Genomic DNA, 25,999 nt, shown 5'->3' with positions numbered 1-25,999 from the left:
TCTTACGTTTTTACAATTATTATACTTTAAATAAAGAAAATAACGTTAATTATATACAAAAAAGAAGCTATTATAAAATAAATCATTAGCATTTATAATCACTTGGTTTGTAGATAATTACAATAAGTAAAACTTATAAACTAGTAATAAAAATATTTATTCTATTATAGAAATTTCTAAATTTATGCTTTTTAAAATTCTTTTTTTTGAATTAAACTCATATTATAAAATTGTTTATAAGTAGGACTATTTTTTATTAAAAACTCATGTGTGCCTATAGCTTCAATAGATCCTAAAGAATTTAAAACTATTATTTTATCAGAATTCATAACTGTTTTTATTTTATGAGCCACTACCACTATTGTCATCTTATCTTTAAAAGAAACTAATATATCATTAATAACTGATTCACTCACAACATCAAGGCTAGAACTTGGTTCATCTAATAGCAATATCTTAGGTTCAGATAATAAATTTCTTGCTACATTAATTTTTTGCTTTTGCCCTTCTGAAAGTAAGATGCCTTCTTCTCCAATTACTGTATCAAGACCTTGATATTTATCTATAAACTTATCTATCGTTGTTAAATATGTATATTCTCTTAAAATATCATCATCCAGATCCCTATTTTTCCCATATTTAAGATTATTTCTTATAGTATCAGAAAACACCAAATTATTTTGTAAAATAAAAGATACATTATTCCTCAAATCATATGGAGAAATATCCTCTAAATCGTATCCTCCGACCATAATTTTGCCTTCATAACTACCATAGAATTTATATATTAGTGATAAAATAGTTGATTTCCCAGATCCACTTGGACCGACTATTGAAACAAATTCTTTATTATTAATAATAAAATTAAGATTATTGAGTATACTAGACTCTCCATAAGAAAAGCTTACATTTTCGAATACAATAGATGAATTCATGTTTGTAACATGATCTTTATAAATACCATCATCTTCTGTATTAAGATCCAAAATCTCACTAAGTCTTGAGATAGCACCTCTTGCTTCAAATAACTCTGTAAAATCATTTAATAACTGAAGTATTGGTGATATGACTTGGACAACATACATAAAGAATATTATTAAATCCGAAATATTTAGTCCGCCTTTATAATAAGTAAATGATAGATATATAACTAAAAAGGTCAAATGGTAAACTATCAGCGCTGCAGATAAAGAACTTAAGCTTGCACCTACCAAAACCATTCTCTTCATATTATTAGATAAAGCATTAAAATAAGAAAAGTGCCTTTTCTTTTCATCTTCTTGGGCATTGAAAGATTTTATAAGCTTAATATTATTTATTGATTGAGTAAAATTACCACTTATATCTCCTAAAAGTTTTTGTTGATTTCTGTATATATTTTCTAACTTTTTATTTACAGGTAAATTTACTAGCAAAAAAATCGGAACAATTAAAAGAACAAATAATGTTAGTTTAAGATTTATCTTAAATAAAAAGATCAAAGCTCCAATAACTATAACAGAGTTAATTATTATATCTGGTATTATTACAGATGCAATTTTTGAAATTACAACTATGTCATTTGTTAATCTACTAGATAAATTTGCTGGCTGATATCTTTCTATTACTGAAATTGGTAAGGCTATAACATGAGAAGAAAATGTTTTTTGTACATTCTCTATTGCCGTTGCTCCGACTGTACCTAAAAAATATGTAGCAACTGTTTTTATAATATATAGGACTAGTATAAAAAGTAAAATCAGACCTATTATATACTTATGGTCCATAAGATACTCAATAGCTTCACTACTTGCTAGTTGGCCAATTATCTGAGGTATCATCAAGGTTAAAAAAGAACCTAAAGCACTAAAAATTATTCCTAAAATTAGCTTTGAATGAGGTATGCTTTCTTTTAGCAAATTATAAACAGTTTGATCTCTTTTCATATTAAAATTCAAGCTTCCTAAAATATTTCCTACTCAAAGTCCAAAATATACCTAGATATATTGCCAAAAGCAGTGTCATCAATAGCATACATTTTCCAAAACCAAATTGTGAGTATAGATTAAAATATGAATTAGGGAAAAAGTATTTTGATAACCCCAACTTATTGGATATACTACTAAAAAGTGCAAAAAATAAAGTAACTACTAAAGTAACACTATTATTAAATCTAATTGATAAAAAAACAGCTATAACTATAGTAATTATATATATATATAATTTCCCAACAAGAGAAACCCACATGATTTTCCTATCTGTTATATTGCTAGCAATAAATTCTCCTGATCCATAACTTAAATTTTTAAAGTGCAAATAATAAGCTATTAAAGCTGAAAAAAAAGTAATAATTGAAAATACTATATAAACTAAAATAACAGACTCAATTTTTGCATCAATTACTTTACTTCTATCTATATCCTTAAATAAGTATAAAGTTCCTTTTTCGATTTCCTGATTGATAGAATAAATAACCAAATATATCAAAGCAACCAAGGGCAACACAGTATCGAAAACTATACTTTGACTTAAATCAAAAAAATCCATAAAACTCATTGAATCATCCATACCCCCAATCTGCATAAAATTAGTAGGTAAAAGTGAAATAATCATCAATACTAATGGAAAAAATCCAAAAGCCATAAATATTTTAGCTGGTTTCCTCTTATAAGCAGTTTTAAAAACAGGCATAGTTAAATTGTTCATAAAATACCTCCTAACTTTCAAAGTACCTATTTATATCATCGGCTTTTTCTGAAATATCTAAAATACAATTAGAAGAAGCAAGATCTGCTAATAAGCAATTTAGTTTGTCAATATTTATCGATTTATCTATTTCTAAAGCTTTGCCTTCATCCAAAATCTTAATAGCACTATCATCAAGATCTTTTATTTGCTTAGATTTCTTTAGCTTTATTATAAGTTTTTTATTTTTTTCGTTATTAAAAGATTGACTCAACTTACCTTGGTTAATATATATGAATCTATTACATAAGGTTTCCAATTCTCCTAATTGATGGCTAGATACTATCATAGACACTTTTCTATCTTCAGACCATTCTTTTAATATATTTATTAGTTTATTAACACCAGTTGGATCAAGTCCTACAAACGGCTCATCTAAAAGTAAAATTTCAGGCTCAGCAACAAGGGCCATTGATAAAGCTAGTCTTTGCTTCATACCATAGGAAAATCTAGATGGATAATCATCCTTTCTCTTCCACAAATCTAACAATTCTAAAGTAGGCTCAATATTCTCTTTGTATTGAGTTTTATTATGGATATCTAAATAAAAATCCAAATTTTCCACTACAGTCAGATCTGGATAAAATACAGTTTCTATAAGAATTCCAAAATCATCCAGTCTATTATCCTTATCATATAAACTTTCACCTAAGTATAATACATCCCCATTAGTAGGTTTAATAGATTTGGAAATCAGCTTTAAGAGAGTGGATTTACCAGCTCCATTTCTACCGATCAGCCCTAATATTTCTCCTTTTTCAAGCCCAAAACTCACGTCATCTAAAGAATAAAAGTCATTAGTCTTATACTTTTTACTCAAATGATTTACTTCTAGAAGCATTCTTATTCCTTACTTTATTTTTAGAGTTTTTGTTGGTTGATGTCATTATTTTCGTTAAAAGATATCCTATTGCAATATACATTATCAAAGAAAAAATAAGCTGAGAAACATCAACAGGACTATTAGCAATTTTTACTGACATTTGTCCTACATCCTTGCTATAAGCATTTTTAAAAACATCCCATTTTCCATTATTTTTTACTATATTTCCAAATATTATATAAGTTAAAAAACTTATTAATGGTAAAAGATAATGATACTTATTAACTATATGAGTTGCATCAAACTCTTTTTTTATAAGAACAGCATTTATTATTAAAGGAATTACTAGCATTATAAGAACAAATGCTAAACTCATCTTATCTAAAAATATTCCTAATATTAAAAAAACTAGGCAATTTAAAATAATAGCCTTTATATATGTATTTTTTGTTATATTTTCCATAATTAACCTCTTTCTACTTGCTTAAAAATTAAAAAAATCAACAAGTGTATTATTTATCCAATGGAGGGCGAAAGCATTTTCATATCCAAATTTATCATATAGTAAATATAAAATTATAGACATTGGAAATTTACTAACAATATTTATAAATATATTAACATTAAGGTGAAGAATTAGTGAAAATAACAATGATCCTATAATTATAGCCTGTTTTTTATCAAATCCTTTTTTTAAAATTTCATATATAACGAATCTAAACAAAAACTCTTCACTACTTGCCACAATCATATTTCTAAAAATATTTACACCATCTACCTTAAATACTAATTTGAATAATACAAAGCCGACTATAATATAGATTAAATAATTCCTATAATTGATATTAAAATCATTAATATCAATGCCGTATATTCTCTTAGACAAGGATAAAGGCAAGAATATAAAAAAAATAATCATTGACAAACTTAACCAAATTGTAGACATGAGAGTAAGATTATTTTCATTAGAACTAATAATAGTTAAAAAACCAGACATAACATAGCTAATTCCTGCTATAGCAATAAGTGCTAAAGACATAAAAACTAATTCAATTTTTTTTGAATCCACTTCAACTTCTTTCATAATTCACCTATACCAATTTAATGCTGTAATTGTACAATATGAAATATATTCTACAAAGGGTATATTTAAAATAAGCGCAGAAAGGAACTCCTTTCTGCACTTTTCCAACTTCTATAATTACTATCTATTGACTATAAGTCCATTCACTAATATGTATTTATTATATTAAATATTTAATAAACATTTATTTTAAAATTTTAGAGAATAATCTTATTACCAATGCCATTTTTCTCCTTTGTAACCAAATGATACAATACCAAGGTTAACTTCTTTTTTGTTAAGTAATCTTCTTAAGAAATTCATAATACACCTCCTTTTTTATTTTTAATAATTAGCTATTCTAATTACACTTTTATTATAATAAATCTAAAATTATAGTCAATGAACTTACATAAATATTACAAATTCAATATTTATATGATTTATGTAAATATTTTATTAAGCTTTTATTAAAAATATAATACAGTTTTTAATATTTATTTTGTCTTATATTTTAAATTAATATAAGTATGACTAACATTCAACGTTTTTAATTTTTCTAATAAACTTACAAAAATTTTACTATATTCTTACAAAAATAAATATTTTAAGGTATAAATTTTTCTAAAAATATACTCCATATAAATTTTTACAAAAACTTTACAAATGAAATTATAATAAGATGGATTATAATACTATTATGAAAACATCTTATTATTTACATAGCATTGGAATTTTAAAATTGACATACTCTAAGGAAAAGATTTATAAAATTGAGAAAGTAGACAGATTTGGTAAATACGATGAAAAGTCTTTGTTTTCAGATAGTATTAATCATGAAATAATAGAATACTTGAATTCTAAAAGAGAGAATTTTTCATTTTATAATAATATTGAGCCTAAAGGAACAAAGTTTCAGATGACAGTATGGAATGAGCTTAAAAATATCCCCTATGGAGATACCAAAACCTACAAGGAAATAGCGAAATCCATAGGTAAACCCAAAGCCATTAGAGCAGTTGCAAGTGCAATTGGAAAAAATCCTATTATGATAATAATACCTTGCCATAGGGTAATAGGATCTGATGGTAAACTACACGGGTATGCTTACGGGCTAGATTTAAAGAAAAAACTACTTGCTATAGAAAAGACTCCTACTAGATGATAAACTAAAATATTTTGTCATCTAGTAAGAGCTCTTTATATTAATTTATTCTCTCAGTAGTATCTCCATCAAAAAAGTGCAGAGCTTCTGGATCTAGGGTAAAGTAGTGTTTTTCACCTATATTGTAATCAAAGTAACCTGGTTGACTTATCACTATATTGGTTCCATCATTTAATTTTGTATAAAGCAATTGTTCCTTTCCTAGCATTTCAATTACATCAATGCTTGCACTTAGGGTATTATAATCTCTTTTCTCAGCTATAAATCTTTCTGATCTAATTCCTAAATAAACTTTTTTACCTTCATAATTTCTTATAAGCTTACTATCTTTATCTGAAGGTCTAATTTTAATCTCCCCTGTATTACTTACAAATATTCCATCAGTGATTTTTCCTTCGATAATATTCATAGTCGGAGAACCTATGAAGCCTGCAACAAATAGATTGTTGGGCTTCCTATAAAAATCTGTAGGAGCTCCTACTTGTTGTACTATCCCCTTATCTAATAAAACTATCTTTGTTGCCATTGTCATAGCTTCTGTCTGATCATGGGTTACATAAATACTTGTGGTATTTAATTGGTTATGAAGCCTTACAATCTCCACTCTCATAGACTCACGTAGCTTAGCATCAAGATTTGATAAAGGCTCATCCATTAAAAATACTGCTGGATTACGTACTATGGCACGACCTAGGGCAACTCTTTGTCTTTGCCCACCTGATATATCTGATGGTCTATTATAGAGATAATCCTCAAGCTGTAAGATTTTTGCAGCATTTTTAACTCTCTCATCAATTAATTTTTTGCTTTCATTTTTCATATTAAGTGAAAAGGCCATATTTTCATAAACTGTCATATGTGGATATAGGGCGTATGATTGAAAAACCATGGCTATATCACGATCCTTAGGCTCTACCTTATTCATTATCTTATCATCAAAGTATAAAGTTCCTTCTGTAATAGAGTTAAGACCTGCTATCATCCTTATTAGAGTCGATTTACCACATCCGGATGGTCCAAGAATAACACAAAAATCTTTATCCTCTATATCTAAATCTATATTTCTTATAGTGAAATTTTCACGACCTTCATACTTTTTCCCTATATTGTCTAATTTTACTCTCATCTAAATCTCCTAACCCTTAACAGCACCACTTGAAAGTCCTGATACTAGCTCATCTTGTAATATAAGGAATAATATCATAACTGGTACTGCAGATAAGAATCCACCTGCTGCAAATGCTGGCTGATTCATCGTTCTCATATCATTAATCAAAGTAAATAGTCCTGTTGCTAGTGTATAATCCATAGGATTAGTCAACAGTATCTTTGGCATTAAGTAATCTAAAAATGGTCCTATAAAGCATTGCAATGCAATTATTGCAAGCATAGGTCTAGCCAAAGGCATAATTATCAACCTATAAACCTCAAAATTTGAACATCCATCTATACGAGCTGCTTCATCTAACTCTGGACTTATGCTATCTAGATATCCTTTTAGTATAAAGGTATTTGTAGCTATCGATCCACCAGAATAGATTAAAATAAGCATTGCAGATCTAGAAAAAATAGGAATTATACCATTTACTATAGAATGTATTGCATAGTAGGCTGTGATCCCTGCAAAAGCTGGGATAATTTGCACTAGCATTATAGCTATAAGGCTTGCCCTCTTTCCCTTAAATCTAAATCTAGAATAGGCATATCCTGTAAATGATACAAATATCAAAGTTAAGATCGTAGTTATAACAGCTATTCTTAGTGTATTTAAAACCCATCTTAAAAAATAAGTTCGCTCAAATAAATATCTAAAGTTATCTAGACTAAACTGAAAATCACCTGCCATAGAAATATATTGGCCTTGATTTCCATTAAAACTACTTATAGTCATTATTATAAGTGGAATAAGTATTATAGCTGCCCATACTATAAGTAGTAAGTATGTTAAGAATAAGGCTATCTTCCCACCAGTTGATAAGGGTTGCAAGTCTGATAAATATAGGTCATTTTCTTTATTTTTTCTTCTTAGCATATTAATACTCCTTAAAAGCGGAAGATTTTCTATAACCTAAGTAAGATATAATAATTAATATTATTGATATAAATACTGTTATAGCGGCACCTATCGCCTGATATTGACTTTCCATTGTTAGCTTATAGATATAAGATATAAGGATATCTGATGATCCAGCTAAATTTCCGTAAACTTTAGGATTAAACGGTCCACCCTGATTGTAAAGGTAAATAATGGAGAAGTTATTAAAGTTAAATGTGTATTGATTAATAAGCATTGGAGCTATCTGGAATAGTACCAAAGGTATGGTAATTTTAAATGTTCTTCTTATTCCACTTGCTCCATCTATACTTGCAGCTTCATATAAGTCTTTAGGTATTGCTTGAAGCACTCCTGTTGTTAGTAAGAATATATATGAATGACCTAGCCATCCTTGTATTAAAATCAAAGATAATCTTGTCTGGTAGGTGTTATTCTTTATATCTAAGCTCGTATTAAATAGCGAAGAAAAAGCATTAGACAATACCCCTCCACGACTAGTCATAATAGAAAAGAACATAATAGTTATAAATGCAGGAACTGCCCAAGGGAGTAGGTATACTGTCCTAAAAAATTTCTTTCCCTTTATTCTTTCATTATTTACAAGAAGAGCAAATATAAATCCTAGAACAATAGCAAGTGTTGATGCTGCCAAAGTCCATACTAATGTCCATCCAAATATCTTCCAGAAAGCCTTACCTGCTATACCTTGACCTTTAGCAATTGTTATATAATTAGAAAGACCTGCCCAGTGAAATTTATTTTGATTTTGAGGATTCATATCAGTAAAAGAGATCAATATTGCTGTAACAATAGGTACTATTACTATAAACACTATTAGTATTAAAGCTGGAGTAGTTATAAGATATGGAAATCCATCTGTTCTCATAAATTTACGAGTTTCAAACCAATTGTTTGGTCTAATTCCTGCCATCTCAGCTTTCTCGACATTGCGGGTATCCTTAAAAGACTTAATATATATAAATATTGCTATTAATATAAATACTAAGGCAATAATTCCCTCAATCATAAATAGGATTGACCTATCAAGTCTGGCACCACCTTCTGCAAGATTTATAAGTCCAGCTATACCTTGACCTTGATAATTACCAAAGCCTAAGGCATAAGGAATTGCAATTAAGTATATGAATAAACTTCCTAAGAAAAACCATAGAGACTTTTGCCATTGGCCATTTAAAAGCTGACCTAGTCCTGGGAGTGGAAGTCCTACAATAGATCTCCATGCGCTTGTTTTCTCAGTTTCTATAGGAGTTCTGCGACGAGCTTCAGCTAAATCACTAGCTAAGATTTTCCTTTCTTCCTTTAGATCCTGCTTAATCTTATACTTTAGACTCTTAATTTCTTCTTCTAGAGAAACTTTGGGATTTTGGAATTCTATAGCCTTATTATTATCTTCAAAGCTCTTTTTAAGCTTCTGCTTTTCAGACTTATAAGCTTTTTTAGAAATAAGTTTTTTACTATAACTTTCTTTTAAAAGTCCTAAATCTTTATCATATTTTCCCTTTAAAGCTTTCTTATCTTCATCTATTTTTTCATTAGCAATTCTTATATCCTCTTCTGTCAATAAATGAAGCTTATTACTTTTTTCAGTAAGTTGACTTTTTAGATATAAATCATGGTCTATAATGTCTGGTATTTCATTTATATAAATATTAGCTTCTTTAGCTTTAAGCTCAGCATCATAAGTCAAATCTGAATTAGATTCATAAAAATCTAACATGGATTGAGCCAGATAATATTTTGCCGCTAAATCTTTAAAATCTTTTGAATGAGCTTCCTTTTTTGATATTATGGAAGCCTCCCTTTTTTTAATATTTAAGAGTTTCTTTTCCTCTTTCTTATATTCATTAAGCTTAATATTATAAGGATGACTAGACTTACTTACATCTGTCTTCCCTTCAATTTGATCGATTATATATTGGTTTTTCCTAGGATGTAGGTTAGCTCGATCGTCTACTAGGTATTTTTCATATTTCATAATTCCTAGGTCCTTTCTTTTGTTATTATAAAATAAAATAAGATTATATGTAGGATAATGACTAAATAATAAAAAATAGATTTTATTCTAAATTGCATTACAACATTTATAAGCGAAAGGAAAGTAGAAAATCCAAAAAACATCCTATAAATGTTGTTAACACCTCTTTTATTTATAGTAAAAAATGTATATATGGATATGATTATAGGGTTAATCGTGCTCAAAAATAAATTAAATAAAATATAATTTAAATATTGATCGTAAGAGCTTATCCCATTAGCATATTTAAAATTGTTAAAGAAATTGATATCCTTAGCAAAAAACATAGCCTCCAAAGATGAAAATAATATTATCAAAGCTGATACTATGAGGATTTTCATTAAAAATTCTTGATTTTCTCTATTCTTATTCATATAAAACATAAAAGGTCAATTGCTTGACCTTTTTAAATATCCTTTTAGTTAAAATTTTCCATCATTGATTCAAATGATGCCTTTAGTTCATTATAAGCCTTTTGTTCATCTTTAGGTGCTACTGAGTTCCATGAAAGAATAGCATTTTTATAAGTATCCCAAACGTCTGTCCATTCTTTAAATAACGGTCTTCTTGGAGAATTATTGTATGACTCTATAGTAGCACTAATAATTTCTTTATCCTCATCTGGTAAATCAGAATCCTTATAAGTTTCTGCATCTACATTTTCAAGGATCTTGCCAGTTGACTTAAATAAATCCACTGCATATTCTGGGTTAACAATCTCTTTAATCATCTCATCTGCTATAGCTACTTTGTCACTATCTTCTTCTATTCTAGAGTTAATAGCAAGCCCCCATCCACCTTGCCAGTGAGCAAGTGGTTTACCATTTAATGTCAAATGATTTATTGGATATACTTTTAAATTGCCTTCACCTGCTTGTTTAGAAATAGGATCAGCATCCCATGGTCCACCTAAACGTGCAACACCACCATTACCTGTCTTAAACTTATCATCTATATAAGCCCAACCTGCATCAGCATCAAATAAAGGTGTACCTGCATCATAGTGTTTTTTCCAGTAATTAAATATTCCCTTGATAGTAGCTTTCTTTTCTGGCTCTAGATCTTTCCAATCTTTTGTCATATCAGTATATAAAGTATCATCATCTTCTTGTTTTAAAAGTTCAATTTCTGAAGAATTAGTAGCCGCTACACCATACCAAGCATCAAATAATGGGAATAGTACAGTCTCTGGATCTTTTATATCATTAATCTCTATTGGTTTTTCTATATCAATGCCTTTATCCTCTGCATTAGCTGTGTTTACATAAGTTACTAAGGATTCTATATTATAAGGAAAGGCAAAATATTCTCCATCTATATTAAAATTCCCACCTATACCTTCATCAAAATTATCCCATCCACCAATTTCTTCTTGAAGTTTCTTAGAATCAATAGCACCCAATACATCATTTCCATGAAGCACATAAAGCCTATCTGCTGGTATAGCAAATAAATCAGCTACATCTTCATTAGTTGCATCTGTCGAGTCTAATATATCAAGATGATCAAAAGCAGATACTTTCTTAAATTCTATATCTGCATTTGGATATTTTTCTTTAACCCTATTTGCAGCTTGTTCATAATGTGGTAGCCAAGCTTCTTCAACTTGTACTGTTAACTTAGCACTTACATCAGCTGCATCTTTGCTCTCATTTGATGAATCTTTTTTACCTGCACCACAAGCAGATAAAACAAAAGCTAATGATAGAGCTGCTAGCCCTTTAAAAACATTCTTCATTTAATTCCTCCTTGCTTATAAACGCATATGAAAACGTTTATTACTCCCTTATTATAATAAATTATTAAATATTTGTCAATATTAGTATCTCTAGATATAAAAAAACCACCCCTTGGTTGGCTAAACTGTTGATAAAATATAAAATCAACTTTGTCTATGCCCTAACCATCTTAAGGGTGGTTTATGAGTAGCTTTATTTTTTAGGATTATTCTATAGATTCAGTGGCTAGAGATTCTTTTTTGTCCTCTGCTACGTTTTCAAATTCTAATTTTTCATCTTTTACAGTTAGTTTAATAACTGCATCGCGGTCTAGCTTATTATCTAGGATATCTTCTGCAAGTCTATCTTCTATCATCTTGGTTATATGACGTTCAAGTGGTCTTGCTCCATATTCTTCATTAAAGCCGCCTTTTGCTAGAAGCTTTATGACATCTTGATCGTACTCTATATCAATATCTATGTTATTTAATCTTTGACGAGTCTTATCTAACATTAGCTTGGTAATCTCTTCTATATTTTCTTCACTAAGAGGGTTAAACATAATAACTTCATCTAGTCTATTTAGAAACTCTGGTGCAAAGGCATTTTTCACTTCACGTTCTATAATCTCACGAGTTCTATCTTTACTCTTCTCTTCTATGTCACCTGTTTCAAAACCTATGGTTTGCTTTTCATTAAGACTTGATACGCCTACATTACTTGTCATAATAATTATTGTATTTTTAAAGTCTACTGTGCGACCTTGTCCATCTGTAAGCCTTCCATCATCCAGGATTTGAAGAAGTAAATTGAAAATATCCGGGTGAGCTTTTTCAATCTCATCAAATAGAATTACAGAATAAGGGTGATTCCTAACTTCTTCTGTAAGCTGTCCACCTTCTTCATATCCTACATAACCTGGAGGTGAACCTACTAGACGAGATACGGCAAATTTTTCCATATATTCACTCATATCCATACGAATTAAGTGTTCTTCTGATCCAAAAATATTTTCTGCTAATGATTTTGCTAGATAGGTCTTTCCTACACCAGTTGGTCCTACAAATATAAAGGAACCTATTGGTTTTGCTGGATCTTTTAATCCTACTCTAGCTCTTTTTATAGCATGCGCTACTGATTTTATAGCTTCATCTTGACCTATTACTGTCCCTTCTAGTTCATGATCAATATTTGCATATTTTTCCTTTTCATCTTCTGTAAGTTTTGTAACTGGAACTTTTGACCAAGAGGCAACTATACTGGCTATATCATCGTAATCTATAAAAAGATTTGCTTTATCCTTATTTTGCTTTTCTATTTCAGCTTCTATTTCAAATTGAGTTTGGTTTATCTTATCTCTAAGCTCTGCTGCCTTTTCAAAATCTTGATCTCTTACAGCTTCTTCTTTTTGAATTGTTAATTCTCTAATCTTATCTTCAGGATTTATATCTTGTTCTTCTTCTTGATAAGATTTTATCCTTATCTTACTCATCGCCTCATCTATTACATCTATAGCCTTATCTGGTAAAAACCTATCGTTTATATATCTATCAGTAAGTTCGACTGCTGCATTTATAGCTTCATCAGTGATTTCTACACCATGGTGAGTTTCGTATTTGTCCTTAACTCCATAGATTATTTTACGAGTATCGGCTAATGATGGTTCTTCCACTTGGATTGGTTGCATACGGCGGGTCAGAGCGCTATCTTTTTCAATATATTTTCTGTATTCTTCTATTGTTGTAGCGCCTATAATTTGTATATCCCCTTTGGCAAGAATAGGTTTTAAAATATTTGCAGCATCCATCGATCCTTCTGCAGCTCCTGCTCCAAGTACCATATGAAATTCATCTATAAATAAAACTACATCATCATGCTTTGATAGTTCATCAAATAACTTCTTAAGTCTATCTTCAAAATCACCACGATATTTTGTACCTGCTAACATGCTTGCTAAATCTAAACTTAGAATTGTCTTATCTTCTATAATTCTTGGAACTTCACCTTCTACTATTCTTTGGGCAAGTCCCTCGGAAATAGCTGTCTTACCAACTCCAGGTTCACCAATTAGAATAGGATTATTTTTAGTTCTACGCATTAGGATTTGGATGACTCTTTCAATTTCCTCATCTCTACCTATTACTGGATCAATTTTTCCATCCTCTGCTTCTTTATTGAGGTCTCTAGAATATTTAGTGATGTTTTCAGATAATTCTCTCTCATTTATTGAACTTTCAACTTGACCTGTTAAAAGTTCCTTGAGATTCCTCTTTACAGTTTCTTTTTCTACCCCTGATAAGAGGAACATTATATTAGTTAGAGAGTCCTCGTCTGCAAGTATTGCAAACAGAACATTTTCTTCTCCTGCTGATACTTGACCATGTCTTGATGCATTAAGCCTTGCAAGTTCAAAAATTTGCCTTACCTTTTTGCTATATTCTGTTGCTGGACGTACTGCTTGACCTTGACCTATATTATTTATAACTACTTGGCGAAGCAAATCATAATTTGCTCCAGCCGCTTCTAGCGCCTTTGTCGCTACAGAACCTGTCTTCATTAGAGCAAGGAGCAAGTGCTCACTACCTATATAATCATGGTTTAGAGAGTATGACTCGCGTCTTGCTTGTTGGGTTAATTTATTTAATCTGTTAGCTTCCATTGTCTCTCCTTCATATATGAGTTAAGAAACTCAGCTCTATCAGGGTCTTTTTTACCCTTATACTTATTTTTGGTTAAGTTAAATATCAAATAGTCTAGCTCATTACTAGTTAAGTCAGTATTAAAGCCTAGTTTATTATACTTTTTAAGCCTATATAACTGGCTAGCTATAGTATTGAGGCTCTTTAGATTTTCACTATTTAAAGTATTTAAACTAATATTTATTTCTTCTAATATATCTTCATCTGAAATATTATTTAAAATTTGATAATCTCTTCTAAATCTTCTCTCATTTCTTACCAAAGAATCTATATTGACTGCAAAACCATCTACATAATCATCCATGTTATCTCTATAATTACCAAAGTTTTTTACAAGATATATGTCGTCTACATATTTGTCATAATATTTTGGAACATATCTTTGAGCATACATACCGTGACTCATAAGTCCTTGTTTGAAACCATAATAAGATTCTTCTGCATTTACTAATCCAAACAAAAACATCTTTAGTCTAATTTCAAGACCTGCACCTGCATTTCTAGCATCACTTGTTAGGTATCCATATTCTGCCATAAAAGAAAAATCTAGAAGTTCATCCATCTCTCTTTCTACTTCATAAGCTTTTTTATAAGCTTTTTTAACATCTAAATCAAAGTTTTTTATATTTATAGCTATGTGGTCACGATCATTAATTGTCAGAATATAATCATCCTTGATAACAATAGCTATTTGAGCTAGCTTACTATCACAATCTTCTGATAAGACCATGTCATTTATAAGTTTGTTTAAAGTAATTTCATCAATCTCACTTAGTAAAGTAACTTCATCCGGATATATTTTCTTGATTCTTTCTATCACTCTTTCGCTATCCTCATAGGTCATTGTAGTAGGAAAATCAACATCCTTTAGATTACGTCTTAAAGAGAGGTTAGAATTTAGAATTATATCTTTTGCATATTCTATCAATTTTTCACCTTCATATTTAAATCATCTATTCTTTCCTTTAAAGAAGCTGCCTGCTCATAATCTTCTGTATCTACAGATTGTTGCAGTTTTTCTTGAAGATCTTTAATTTCTAAAGCCACTTCTTTAAACTCACGATCTTTTTTAGGTAGCATACCCGTGTATTTATCATAATTATTATAAGTTCTAAGAACTTTTGGGGTTAGCTTTTCGCTAAGTTTATAGCACTCTTCACATCCAAAAATTCCTGATTTAATATTAGATTCAAGGTTACCACAATTAGGACAAGTTTTTTGATTAAGCCCTTCCATATAGTTATATGGATGGTTGTTTTGATTGAACTTATATTCGTAATATCCATCAATCATATCATCCAAGGATGGCACAAATTTTTGGATCAAATTTTCTAAATTTGATTTATTAAAATTAAGGTTATGAAATTCACTATCACTACTTTGAGCATTCATATCAGTATAATAAGTCATACACTCATTACATAGATAGAAATCATGCTCATAGCCATTCACTATGGCTTTGACGCTAACTGTTGCTTCTTTGCCACATCTTTCACACTTCATAATTAACTCCTTGCTAAAACACTTAAGATGATATTTTTTATAATGTCAGATCGTACCCTATTGCGAAATTTACTATCTACTTCTACCAAAGCCTTATCGCTTGTAGCATACTTTGCCATCAAAAATTCATCCTTAGTAAAGTATTTTCTATTATATAAGTCAACAAACAAACTATCAGCATTTGCTTCAGTCATCTGTTTGTTTAAATTTTTTACTAAATAAGATAAGTAATTATCTTCTTCTACTATAGTAATGATTTTTATAAAACCATTACCACCTCGCTTGCTTTCTATTAGATACCCGTTATGAGGGGTAAATCTAGTTGAGAGAACATAGTTTATTTGACTTGGCGCACAATCAAATTGCATGGCCAAATCATTTCGTCCAATTTCAAGCATCCCATCAGTAGATTCCTCAAGCATAGCCTTTAGAAATCTTTCTATATCTGATGTAAGACCTGCCATAAACTCACCAGCTTTCTGAAGTTTCTTCTTACTTTACAATTATTATATTAAAGGTCAAGAAAAAGTTTGACTTTTTGACTATCTCTGACCTTTGGTTTTAAAAAAATAAGAATCCATTGATTCTATATAAATTGTACTTTTATAGTATGAATTTTCAAGTAATAAGATAATGTAAAAGCCAGAAGAACACATACTCTTCTGGCTAAATTAATTTTATTCAAAATCTGACTTATATTGTGTTTCAAAAGCTTTTAACTCACTCTCTACATCACTATCTGAATTTGATAGAATTTGTTCTAAAGTAGATCCTATATCATTATATGCTTGTTGGCTTCCTGGTGCTAATGGTCTTGAATATAAGTTCTTTGTCGCATCAGCAAGTATCGGAGCTATAGATGAATCAGAATCTTTATATTTACTATCTTCTAAGGCACTTGTTCTTGCAGGCATGTATCCTGTATCTAGGGCAAACTTGATTTGTGCTTCTTTACTTGTTAAATATTTTAAGAACTCAAATGCTGCTTTCTTTTGAGCGTCATCTGCATTATCAAACATGTAGATATTTGTTCCTTGTTGTACCGCACTTTCTGCTGGATATGGAGCTGCAGCATATTCAAATTTATCTTCTACACCATCTTTTACGTAAACCTCACCAGCATTGGATCCTATATATGCTCCTACTTGTTCATTTGCAAACGGACCTGACATATATTGATCTGTTCCTGCTATTCTAAAGTATCCATCTTTAATACCATCTAGATAGTAATTTACAGCTTCAACTGACTCAGGAGATGTTATATCAAGGTCTTTGTCCATTTCCAATCCCTTATTATGAAGATATGTTGCATAGAAGTTTGGTAGAGAATCAAACCCTACTCCTGGAATATTTTTTTCTTCATAAATTTTCTTTGACACTTCTTTAAGTTCATCATAAGTTTTAGGAACTTCTAAACCTAATTCATCAAATAAAGTTTTGTTGTACCATAAAACTTCTGTAGACTTGTTAAATGGTAAGCCCATAATTTTACCATCTTGTTCGATTTCTTCTCTTACTCCAGGAAGTATGTCATCATAATCTTCTATTCCATCTTCTCCTTTAACCATATCCGTAAGATCTGTTACTAGGTTTGCATCTTCAAATTGCAACATCCAGTCAGGATAGGCTTGGGTAATTGTTGGCAAATCACTTGGAGACTGCATTGTTGCAACTAGAATTTGATTCAAATCTCCATAATTACCTTGATTTTGTAGATTAACTTTGATATTTGGATGTTCTTTTTCAAAATCTGCTACAAGGCTTTCTAAAGCCTCGCCTTGACCACCACCCATAGCATGCCAGAAAGTTATTTCAGCTTTCTCATCTTCACTATCATTTTTAGATTCTTCTTTCTTATCTTTATCTTCTTTGCTTTTATCCTTAGTATCATCTGCCTTTTCTTCTACTTTAGCATCATTTGTAGCTGTATCAGTTTTTTTATCTGTATTGACATCTTGATTGCTACAACCTACTAAAACAGCTAAAGATAACATTAAAGTTGTAAGTAACGAATAGACTTTCTTGTTCATAACCTCTCCTTATAAAATATACATTTATCATTACTGTATTTATATACCCCATAAAAAACGATTTAACCCTTAATTCCTCCATAAGAAACTCCCTTAAGAATTTGCTTTCTAAATATAAAGTATAATACTAAAATTGGTAGAATTGTTATAGTGCTTGCAGCCATTTGCAAGTGAATATACGATCCTGCTTCTGTAGCAAAGGCTGATAAACCGTTACTTATCATCCTCATATTTTTACTATTTGTCACAAGTAAAGGCCACAAGAAAGAATTCCATCCTGTTATAAAATTTAATAACCCTATAGTAAATAACGTAGACTTTGATAAAGGAATCATAACACGACTTATAAACTCAAAATCACTAGCTCCATCTACTTTTGCTGCATTATAGTAATCCATAGGTATAGACCTTAAGAATTGTCTTAGATAAATTATATAAAATACACTTGCCATAAAAGGTAATATCAATGCCAAATAAGTATCCAAGAGTGAAAGCTTTGCTATAGTTCTAAAATTAGTAAAGACTATGATTTCAAATGGGATCATAAGTAAGGCTAACAAAATATTTTCTATAGCCTTTTTATGCTTAAATTTTAAAAAATTTAGTGCAAATGCAGCAAGAGTTGTAGTTATTAATGTCCCTAAAGTATTAATCAAAGTGACAAAAATAGTATTAAGGAAATATCTGCCAAAAGGTGCAACTTTCAAAGCATCTTTATAATTTGTAAATTGAACGGTCTTTGGTAAAAATTTAGGTGGTATACTTGTAACTTCTTGAAAACTCATAAGCGATGATGAAATCATATATATAAACGGAAACAGGGTTATAGCTGCCATTAATATTATAAAAATATACCCTAGAACCTTTAAAAATTTATTCATAATACCTCCTATTTACTTATCCTTTCTATTATCTTTCTTTGTAAGAAAGTCAAAACTAAAAGCATCAAGAAAAGTAAAACCGCTGCTGCCATAGCATGTCCGTACCTATACTCTACATAAAATTTATTGTAAATATAGAAAACAGCTGTTACAAGGTTATTACCTACACCAGCCTTTCCATTAAATAAGGCAAAGACTTCATTATAAACCTTAAAGGCAGAAATAAAGCTTGTCAAAAACAAAAATGTTATAATTTGTGAAAGCTCTGGAAGAGTAATCTTTATAAATTGTTCCCACTTGCTTGCTCCAAAAGTTTCAGCCACCCTATAGTAGTTTTTATCAATCCCCTTAAGGCCAGACAAAATAACTATAATGTTAAAAGCCAAGGCATTCCAAATACCAAAGATAATCAAAGCGGGCATATTATAGTTCCTGTCATTTAAAAAATCAAAAGGTCCTATATGAAATAGTCCCAAAAAGTAATTCAAAAATCCATATTTACCATGGAATAGATATCTAAATACAATACCTATAGCAATCACAGATGTAAGATAGGGTATAAAAAATATAGTCTCAAAAATTTCTGATCCCTTTACCTTATCGTATAGTATTAGAGCTATAAGCATAGAGATTATAAGTGATAAAGGTACTACTGTAACAGCATAAATAAAAGTATTTTTCATAGCAAGTCTAAACTGTGCATCATTAATTACAGCAGAAAAATTTTGAAGTCCTACAAAAGTCGGATTTAGTATACTATTTGACTGCATCGACATATAAAAAGTTCTAAAAAGTGGATATATTGTAAAAACACCTATAAATATTAAAGCAGGTAAAAGATAAAGCCAAGCTCTCGGTGAATTCTCAGCTTTATAATTGGATTTTTCTTTCATCAGTAAACTCTCTTTCCATCTTCTTCAAAAAGATATATTGATGAATAATCTATAGTAAGCGCTACTTTATCATTCTTATTTATTTTAAGCTTACTATCAGCTATAACTCTTGAGGCTACACCATCTAAAGTAAAGTGCAAAATCATATACCTACCTATCATTTCGATATTTTCTACTCTAACAATTATTCCGCTATCAGCTAACTTAAAATGTTCTGGTCTGATTCCTATAAGATACTTATCTTTATCTAATATTTCTTTAAATCTATTTTTATCAAAGTCATCCAAGCTTATAGAAAAATCATCACTTACTAAAGAATTCTCTATTTTTCTCATTTCATAAATATTTATAATAGGATTACCTATAAATTTTGCCACAAATAAATTAGCAGGCTCAAGATACAAATTTTGAGGTATATCATATTGCTGTATAACCCCATCATCTATTAAAGCTATATAATCAGAAATCGAAAGTGCTTCTTCTTGATCGTGAGTTACAAAAATAGTTGTAACTCCTACATCTTTTACAATATCTCTAATTTCTTCACGTATAGACAATCGAAGTCTGGCATCCAAATTGCTTAAAGGCTCATCCATCAGTAGTATCTTCGGATTTTGAACAAGAGCTCGAGCTATAGCAACTCTTTGTTGTTGACCACCAGATAATTGATTTGGTTTTTTATCTTTATAATCTGTAATATATGTTAGATCCATATACCTTTGAGCAACCTTATTGGCTTCAGATCTTTTAATCTTATTATCTCCTACAGTCAAAGGAAAAGTTATATTTTCAAGTACTGTCATATGAGGGTATAAAGCATAATTTTGAAAAACCATACCTATATTTCTATCTTTAGGATGAAGATTTATTACAGACTTATCATCAAACAAGATATCTCCATGAGTGGGATCTAGAATACCTGCTATAATGTTAAGAACCGTGGATTTCCCACACCCAGATGGTCCCAATAGGGTTACAAGAGCTCCATCAGGGATTTTTAGATCTATATCCTTAAGGGCTTCATAGCCATTTTCATAAATTTTATTTAAATCTTTAATTTCAATCATAAATTCCTCAGATAATTTTTAATAAATGTATCATTCCAATATAAAATTTAGATAAGAACAATGTAAAAATAATACTCTAACTTCTATTATAATACATAAGTTATAAAACTATAAGCCCTAAATAAAAAACCATAAAAATGTTTCTATCCATTCTTATGGTTTTATAAATTGTATTAACTTTTAGTCTCTATTTCTATTGCCAAATAGTAAGAAAAGTCTTAAAAATTGTAAAGCTGTCGTAAGTGTTGCTGCTACATATGTGTAAGCTGCAGCTTTTAACATATTTGCTGCATACTTATTTTCCTCACCTACAAGCATACCAGATTCTTCGAGAACATTTAGGGCACGTCTAGATGCATTAAATTCTACTGGAAGAGTCACTATTTGAAATAATAATGTTATAGCAAATAAAATTAATCCTATATCTAAAAGATTTTGGCTAGAAAGAAACATACCAGCAATTATAACTGGAAAACTCAATTTAGATCCAAAGTTCACAGCTGGAACAAGCCAAGATTTAACTTGTAATGGTACATATCCTTCTTTGTATTGAATAACATGACCCAACTCATGGGCCGCTACAGCTACAGAAGCTATAGAAGTATCTTTTATAGATTCTGGTGAAAGAGCAACTTCTTTAGTAGCCGGATTAAAATAATCTCCCATAGCTTTTGAAATCTGTTTTATCTTTATATCATTATATCCATGAGTATCTATAATATAATCTGCCGTTTGTTTTCCTGTTATATGTTTTTGTGTATCAATTTTACTATATTTTGCAAAGGCTTTTTGAACATTAGCCTGCGCAATCATCGTTATGATAAATCCAATAAGTACAAGAACGTAAGTTCTATCAAATCCATAATAATAAGGCATAAAAACCTCCCAATCTTTTTTATGAATTATACCCTAAATATAGATACTAATAAAAATAAACATAGAAAAAGGGCTCCAAAGGCCCTGTTTCTTTTAGAAAAGAATAAGTTAGTCCTAGTTTTCAAAAGGGAAAACTATAAGGAATTAATAATGAAAAACCTAGCTATTTAATAGCTACTTATATTATAGCATAGAAAAAAATTATTGCAAACATTTTCTTAAATTTATTTGATTATTTTCTATACGCTATAATTTCCTACTATTTATAAGTTAAATCTTTAACTCATATTTTTCTTTCGATTAGATTAGCGTTTTCATTTGATCCTATCAAGATTAATACATCACTCTCATTTATTCTAGTATCATGGTTTATATCCATAATCATTTCTTCATCTCTCATAATACCAACCATGTTCATTTTGTATTTATTTCTAAAATCTAAATCTCCTACTGTGTTGCCTACCCACTCTTTTTTAGCTACAATCTCTATTAATGAATAATCATTAGAAAATTGAATATTTTCTATTAAATTAGTTCCTGATAAGGACCTAGCTAGTCTTTCAGCTGTATCTAACTCTGGATATATAATATAATCTGCCCCGATCTTCTTTAATATCCTTGCATGAGATTGGCTTGTAGCTTTTGCTATAACTTCTGGAATGCCTTCATCTTTACAAATTAGAGTTGCTTCTATAGAAGATTCCAAATCCGTGCCAGTTGCTATTATTGCAACATCATAATTATTTATCCCTAAAGATTTCATAGCTACATCTTCTGCTATATCCGCTTGTACAGCACTCGAAACATTGTTGGCTATTTTTTCTACCTTATTTATATCTTTATCAACCGCTGTTACATACATCCCTTTTTCAAATAATTTTGTAGAAAGAGCTTGACCAAATCTACCTATTCCTAAAACAATTATATTTTTTTGCATAATATCTCCTAACCTATACTTATAAAACTTTCTGGATATCTAATTAATTTTTCATCTGTTTTTAAACCAAAGGCAAAAGCCATAGTCATTGGACCAACCCTACCTAGGTACATGCAAAAGCCTATTAAAATTTTAGCAATCTTAGAAAGCTCTGGAGTTATTCCTCTAGTAGCACCTACTGTTGCCAAAGCAGAAACTGTTTCATATAAAATATCTATAAAACTGAATCCATCTATCAGAGATATAAAAAAGCTTACGATCAAAACTATAAACATCGATATAAATACTATAGATAAAGCTTTCTTGATATTTTGATCACTAATTCTTCTTTTAAAAATTACAGGTTCTTTTTCATTTTTTATAACCGATACTGTAGCCAATAATAATACTGCAAATGTTGTTGTCTTAACTCCTCCAGCTGTAGATCCTGGTGAACCACCTATAAACATAAGTATTATAAGCACCAAAGCGGTAGATTCTTTAATTTTTCCCAGCTCTACTGAGTAAAATCCAGCTGTTCTTGCTGATACAGATTGTAAAAATGATTCTAATATACCTGCTCCTAAACTCTCTTTTTGTAAAACTCCACCATCTCCAGATTCAATTATAAAAAAACCTAAGGCACCAATAACTATTAAAAATATAGTTGTCATTAGTACTAGTTTGGTGTGTGTAGATAAATTTTTTAAGCTTCTCTTATAATAAAGTTCACTAGTTACCATAAATCCAAGACCACCTATTACAATTAAAGCCATAATTGTAATGTTTACTAGATAATCACTTCTTAACGGATAAAGAGAATCCCCCAAAGTATCAAATCCGGCATTACAAAATGCTGATATAGAGTGAAATATAGAATACCATATACCTGTCTTCATGCCATAGCTTGGTATAAACCTAAATGAAAGCAAAACCGCTCCAATGCTTTCTACTGCTAAAGTGAATACTAGAACATACCTAAATAGCTTAATCATTCCCTCTGTATTTTCTACATTTAGCTGCTCCTTTAAAATAATCCTAGACTTTATTCCTATCTTTTTTCCTAAAAGCAGAGGTATTAAAGAGGCAACAGTCATTATCCCTAAACCACCGATTTGGATTAATAAAATAATAACTAATTGCCCCATGAAATTCCAGTGTTCGGCCGTATTGACAGGGCTAAGTCCTGTTACACAAGATGCACTAGCTGCTACGAAAAAAGAATCAATAATTCCAGTTCTATTACCACTTTGAGTAACAAATGATGTACTTAAAATCAACCCGCCTATTGTAATTAAAATCAGAAATCCAATAGCCAAAACAAAAGCTGGATTTTCTGTAGAATTTTGAATTTTTCTATTCAAAAATTTACTTTGCATAAATAAACCTTCCTTAAAGACCCAAATGGGATGTCGCAGAATGAATAAATCGTCCCAAAATAATTAGAAGAACCTCTACGAAAATTTTGCCTACACGGGCCAACAGGTCATGTAAAAACTTTCCCAAGAGAACTTTCTAATGATGGGACGATAATTATTCATAGTTTTGCAACCGCCATTAATCTAATGCAATTTTACAACCGATTATTTATAATGTCAACAAAGATACATCAATCTATTTTATAATTTTTTACGGGTATAATACTTATAAAATTAAAATAATCATACATTGAAAGGAGATGAAATGAAAAAGTTAAAAAAAGCTGTAAACTTATTATTTTTAAGTTTTTTAGTTTTTATACCACAAACGGTCTTTGCTGAAAACTTTGATCATATCAATATAGATGTTGATGTTGATAAAAATGGTATAGGAAAAGTAAATGAAGAGTGGCAAATTGATGAAAGAGATAATGATTTTAGTGAAAGATATAAAAATATTGAAAATCTAAAAGGAATTAAAATTGAAGATTTTTCCGTATCCATGGACGGTAAGAATTTTAGCCCAAAAGATCCTTGGAATATAGATGAAAGTTTTGAGCGAAAAGCTTACAAATATGGTCGCATAGACGATAACGATAATGAAGTAGAGCTTTGCTGGGGCATATCTAAACGAAATGAAAATAACACCTATGAACTAAAATATAAAATTAATCCAATAATAATTGGTCTAAATGATAGCGATATGCTGTTTTTCGAATTTGTAGGAGCACGTCTAGATCCAAAACCAAATAATTTTACTATAAAAATAAATTCCTACAATCCTATAAATGAAAATACAAAGATGTGGGCTTTTGGATATGAGGGAGATATTAATAACAAAAATGGAACCATTGTTGCAAAAACAACTGGAGACATTAGCAAAGGAAGAATACTACTCAAATTCCCAAAAGGAACTTTCAATACCAGCTACAGAGAAAATAAAATTTTTGATGACTACAAAGATGTGGCCTTTGAGGGTGCTAACTTTGAAGACACCGAAGGTACAGCCCAGCTTACAGATGACGATTCGGATTTTCCTGCTTTTTTAGTAGCCATTGTTACTCTATTTGGTATAGGTCTTGGAGCATTTGGTATAAAAAAAGCTGTGGATGAGGCAAATACCTATAAATTTGCCAACATAAAAGAAATACCAGACATAAAAAATATAAAACATTATAATTTTGATCAAATACCTTATGAGGGAAATTTAGAAGATTTATATTTAATTGCAAAGAATGCCTACCCAAATAAAACAAATTTTGATAATCTTATCAATGCATTTTTCTTAAAATGGATAAATGAAGGAGCAATTAGCTTTATAGAAGATAAAAAAGACCACGGGCCTTTTAAAAAATCCTTAGATCAAATAGAAATCAATCACAAACTAGAAAATATGGGACAAATAGAAGAAGATTTATTTGGATATCTCATAGGCGCAGCATATGAAAAAGATAGTGGGAAAATCACAGAATCATCATTAAAAAAATATATGAAGAAAAACCATAAATCCTTAGAAAATCTCTCCCAAAGAATAGACAAATCTAGTTTAGATACATTAATATCAAAAGGATATGTAGAAAAAGTAACCAAGGCAAAAGCAAGAGGCAAAACAAAAGAAGAACTCCATCTTACAGAAGAAGGTATGGATTTATACAAAAATTTTGTAGGATTCAAAAATTACCTAGAAGACTATGAAAATATAGATACAAAAAAAATTGAAGATATAAGCATTTTGGATAAATATATGATATTTGCTGCTCTATTTGGTATCAGCGAAGATGCCTACGATAGATTTGTAAATGTAAATCCAGATTATGCATATTACGGGTTTTATAACTACCATATGATCCACCACATAAGTAACTACTCTCACGCTACAAGCACAGGTGGAGAAAGCTCATCCTTTGCAGGAGCTGGTGGATCAGCATCCTTTGGCGGAGGAGCCGGAGGATTTGGCGGTGGCGGAGGTGGCGGCCGTTAAAAAATAAAATAAAAAGTCTAATAGCAAAAAATGAACTGACCCCAAAAGTTAGACCAAAAAACTAACTTAAGGAGGTCAGTTTTTAGTACCATAAATAGTGTAAGAAAGAAATTATTTCTATCTTGCACTATTTTTGTATAATTAAGAAGTA

General features: G+C 30.0%; 22 protein-coding genes. 2 read left to right on the top strand and 20 right to left on the bottom strand.

The window, feature by feature from the left end:
- Positions 1-191 precede the first annotated feature (191 nt).
- The 5 genes from ABXG81_RS01045 to ABXG81_RS01025 are packed head-to-tail and all read right to left on the bottom strand — an operon-like array spanning position 192 to position 4,631.
- Complete coding sequence (locus tag ABXG81_RS01045) at positions 192-1,925, bottom strand: ABC transporter ATP-binding protein (protein ID WP_353528920.1); 1,734 nt, start codon at positions 1,923-1,925, stop codon at positions 192-194.
- A 1-nt stretch (position 1,926) separates the two neighbouring features.
- Positions 1,927-2,685, bottom strand: coding sequence for a hypothetical protein (locus tag ABXG81_RS01040; protein WP_353528919.1), 759 nt, complete (start codon positions 2,683-2,685; stop codon positions 1,927-1,929).
- Between the two features lie 10 nt (positions 2,686-2,695).
- Positions 2,696-3,565 (bottom strand): ABC transporter ATP-binding protein, encoded by an 870-nt coding sequence (locus ABXG81_RS01035; protein WP_353528918.1) that lies wholly within the window; start codon positions 3,563-3,565, stop codon positions 2,696-2,698.
- The gene (locus ABXG81_RS01030; protein ID WP_353528917.1) at positions 3,537-4,010 is read right to left on the bottom strand and encodes an Msa family membrane protein; all 474 of its coding nucleotides are present in this window, start codon (positions 4,008-4,010) and stop codon (positions 3,537-3,539) included. The genes ABXG81_RS01035 and ABXG81_RS01030 overlap by 29 nt, the downstream gene beginning before the upstream one ends.
- 21 nt (positions 4,011-4,031) lie before the next feature.
- Positions 4,032-4,631: a CPBP family intramembrane glutamic endopeptidase gene (locus ABXG81_RS01025; protein ID WP_316110954.1), complete on the bottom strand. Its 600-nt coding sequence runs from the start codon at positions 4,629-4,631 to the stop codon at positions 4,032-4,034.
- A gap of 661 nt (positions 4,632-5,292) precedes the next feature.
- Between ABXG81_RS01025 and ABXG81_RS01020 the strand changes: the two genes are divergently transcribed.
- Positions 5,293-5,775, top strand: a complete 483-nt coding sequence (locus ABXG81_RS01020; protein ID WP_353528916.1) for a methylated-DNA--[protein]-cysteine S-methyltransferase — start codon at positions 5,293-5,295, stop codon at positions 5,773-5,775.
- A 40-nt stretch (positions 5,776-5,815) separates the two neighbouring features.
- Here ABXG81_RS01020 and ugpC read toward each other — a convergent pair whose 3' ends face one another.
- The 15 genes from ugpC to ABXG81_RS00945 all read right to left on the bottom strand — a co-directional run bounded on the left by ugpC (position 5,816) and on the right by ABXG81_RS00945 (position 23,828).
- Positions 5,816-6,901, bottom strand: a complete 1,086-nt coding sequence (gene ugpC, locus ABXG81_RS01015; protein WP_353528915.1) for a sn-glycerol-3-phosphate ABC transporter ATP-binding protein UgpC — start codon at positions 6,899-6,901, stop codon at positions 5,816-5,818.
- Between the two features lie 9 nt (positions 6,902-6,910).
- On the bottom strand, positions 6,911-7,807 hold the full coding sequence (locus tag ABXG81_RS01010) for a sugar ABC transporter permease (protein ID WP_353528914.1): 897 nt from the start codon (positions 7,805-7,807) through the stop codon (positions 6,911-6,913).
- Between the two features lies 1 nt (position 7,808).
- Positions 7,809-9,827, bottom strand: a complete 2,019-nt coding sequence (locus ABXG81_RS01005; RefSeq protein WP_353528913.1) for an ABC transporter permease subunit — start codon at positions 9,825-9,827, stop codon at positions 7,809-7,811.
- Positions 9,828-10,284: 457 nt separating this feature from the next.
- Positions 10,285-11,604, bottom strand: coding sequence for a sugar ABC transporter substrate-binding protein (locus tag ABXG81_RS01000; protein ID WP_353528912.1), 1,320 nt, complete (start codon positions 11,602-11,604; stop codon positions 10,285-10,287).
- A gap of 206 nt (positions 11,605-11,810) precedes the next feature.
- Positions 11,811-14,243, bottom strand: coding sequence for an ATP-dependent Clp protease ATP-binding subunit (locus ABXG81_RS00995; RefSeq protein WP_353528911.1), 2,433 nt, complete (start codon positions 14,241-14,243; stop codon positions 11,811-11,813).
- Positions 14,225-15,211: an ATP--guanido phosphotransferase gene (locus tag ABXG81_RS00990; RefSeq protein ID WP_353528910.1), complete on the bottom strand. Its 987-nt coding sequence runs from the start codon at positions 15,209-15,211 to the stop codon at positions 14,225-14,227. Before ABXG81_RS00990 ends, ABXG81_RS00995 begins: the two co-directional genes overlap by 19 nt.
- The gene (locus ABXG81_RS00985; protein WP_117522157.1) at positions 15,208-15,786 is read right to left on the bottom strand and encodes a UvrB/UvrC motif-containing protein; all 579 of its coding nucleotides are present in this window, start codon (positions 15,784-15,786) and stop codon (positions 15,208-15,210) included. The genes ABXG81_RS00990 and ABXG81_RS00985 overlap by 4 nt, the downstream gene beginning before the upstream one ends.
- Before the next feature lie 2 nt (positions 15,787-15,788).
- Positions 15,789-16,250, bottom strand: coding sequence for a CtsR family transcriptional regulator (locus ABXG81_RS00980; RefSeq protein WP_117522158.1), 462 nt, complete (start codon positions 16,248-16,250; stop codon positions 15,789-15,791).
- Between the two features lie 213 nt (positions 16,251-16,463).
- Entirely contained in the window at positions 16,464-17,816 is a 1,353-nt protein-coding gene (locus ABXG81_RS00975) for an ABC transporter substrate-binding protein (RefSeq protein ID WP_353528909.1), read from the bottom strand.
- Positions 17,817-17,878: 62 nt separating this feature from the next.
- Positions 17,879-18,697, bottom strand: a complete 819-nt coding sequence (locus ABXG81_RS00970) for a carbohydrate ABC transporter permease (protein ID WP_117522160.1) — start codon at positions 18,695-18,697, stop codon at positions 17,879-17,881.
- 8 nt (positions 18,698-18,705) lie between these two features.
- Positions 18,706-19,590 carry a sugar ABC transporter permease gene (locus ABXG81_RS00965; RefSeq protein WP_288223269.1) on the bottom strand — a complete coding sequence of 295 codons (885 nt, stop codon included), beginning with the start codon at positions 19,588-19,590 and terminating at the stop codon, positions 18,706-18,708.
- Positions 19,590-20,657, bottom strand: a complete 1,068-nt coding sequence (locus ABXG81_RS00960) for an ABC transporter ATP-binding protein (RefSeq protein ID WP_316116399.1) — start codon at positions 20,655-20,657, stop codon at positions 19,590-19,592. The genes ABXG81_RS00965 and ABXG81_RS00960 overlap by 1 nt, the downstream gene beginning before the upstream one ends.
- Before the next feature lie 180 nt (positions 20,658-20,837).
- Complete coding sequence (locus ABXG81_RS00955) at positions 20,838-21,533, bottom strand: zinc metallopeptidase (RefSeq protein WP_117522163.1); 696 nt, start codon at positions 21,531-21,533, stop codon at positions 20,838-20,840.
- A 283-nt stretch (positions 21,534-21,816) separates the two neighbouring features.
- Positions 21,817-22,470 (bottom strand): TrkA family potassium uptake protein, encoded by a 654-nt coding sequence (locus ABXG81_RS00950; protein ID WP_209814354.1) that lies wholly within the window; start codon positions 22,468-22,470, stop codon positions 21,817-21,819.
- Positions 22,471-22,478: 8 nt separating this feature from the next.
- Positions 22,479-23,828 carry a TrkH family potassium uptake protein gene (locus ABXG81_RS00945; protein ID WP_353528908.1) on the bottom strand — a complete coding sequence of 450 codons (1,350 nt, stop codon included), beginning with the start codon at positions 23,826-23,828 and terminating at the stop codon, positions 22,479-22,481.
- A 304-nt stretch (positions 23,829-24,132) separates the two neighbouring features.
- Here ABXG81_RS00945 and ABXG81_RS00940 point away from each other — a divergent pair, with 304 nt between their 5' ends.
- Positions 24,133-25,848 (top strand): DUF2207 domain-containing protein, encoded by a 1,716-nt coding sequence (locus tag ABXG81_RS00940; protein ID WP_353528907.1) that lies wholly within the window; start codon positions 24,133-24,135, stop codon positions 25,846-25,848.
- Positions 25,849-25,999 lie beyond the last annotated feature (151 nt).

The organism is Anaerococcus nagyae, from assembly GCF_040364225.1.
In the GTDB taxonomy this organism is placed as follows: domain Bacteria; phylum Bacillota; class Clostridia; order Tissierellales; family Peptoniphilaceae; genus Anaerococcus; species Anaerococcus nagyae.
Note: the sequence above shows the minus strand (reverse complement) of the source record. Positions and strands in the feature narration are given on the sequence as shown.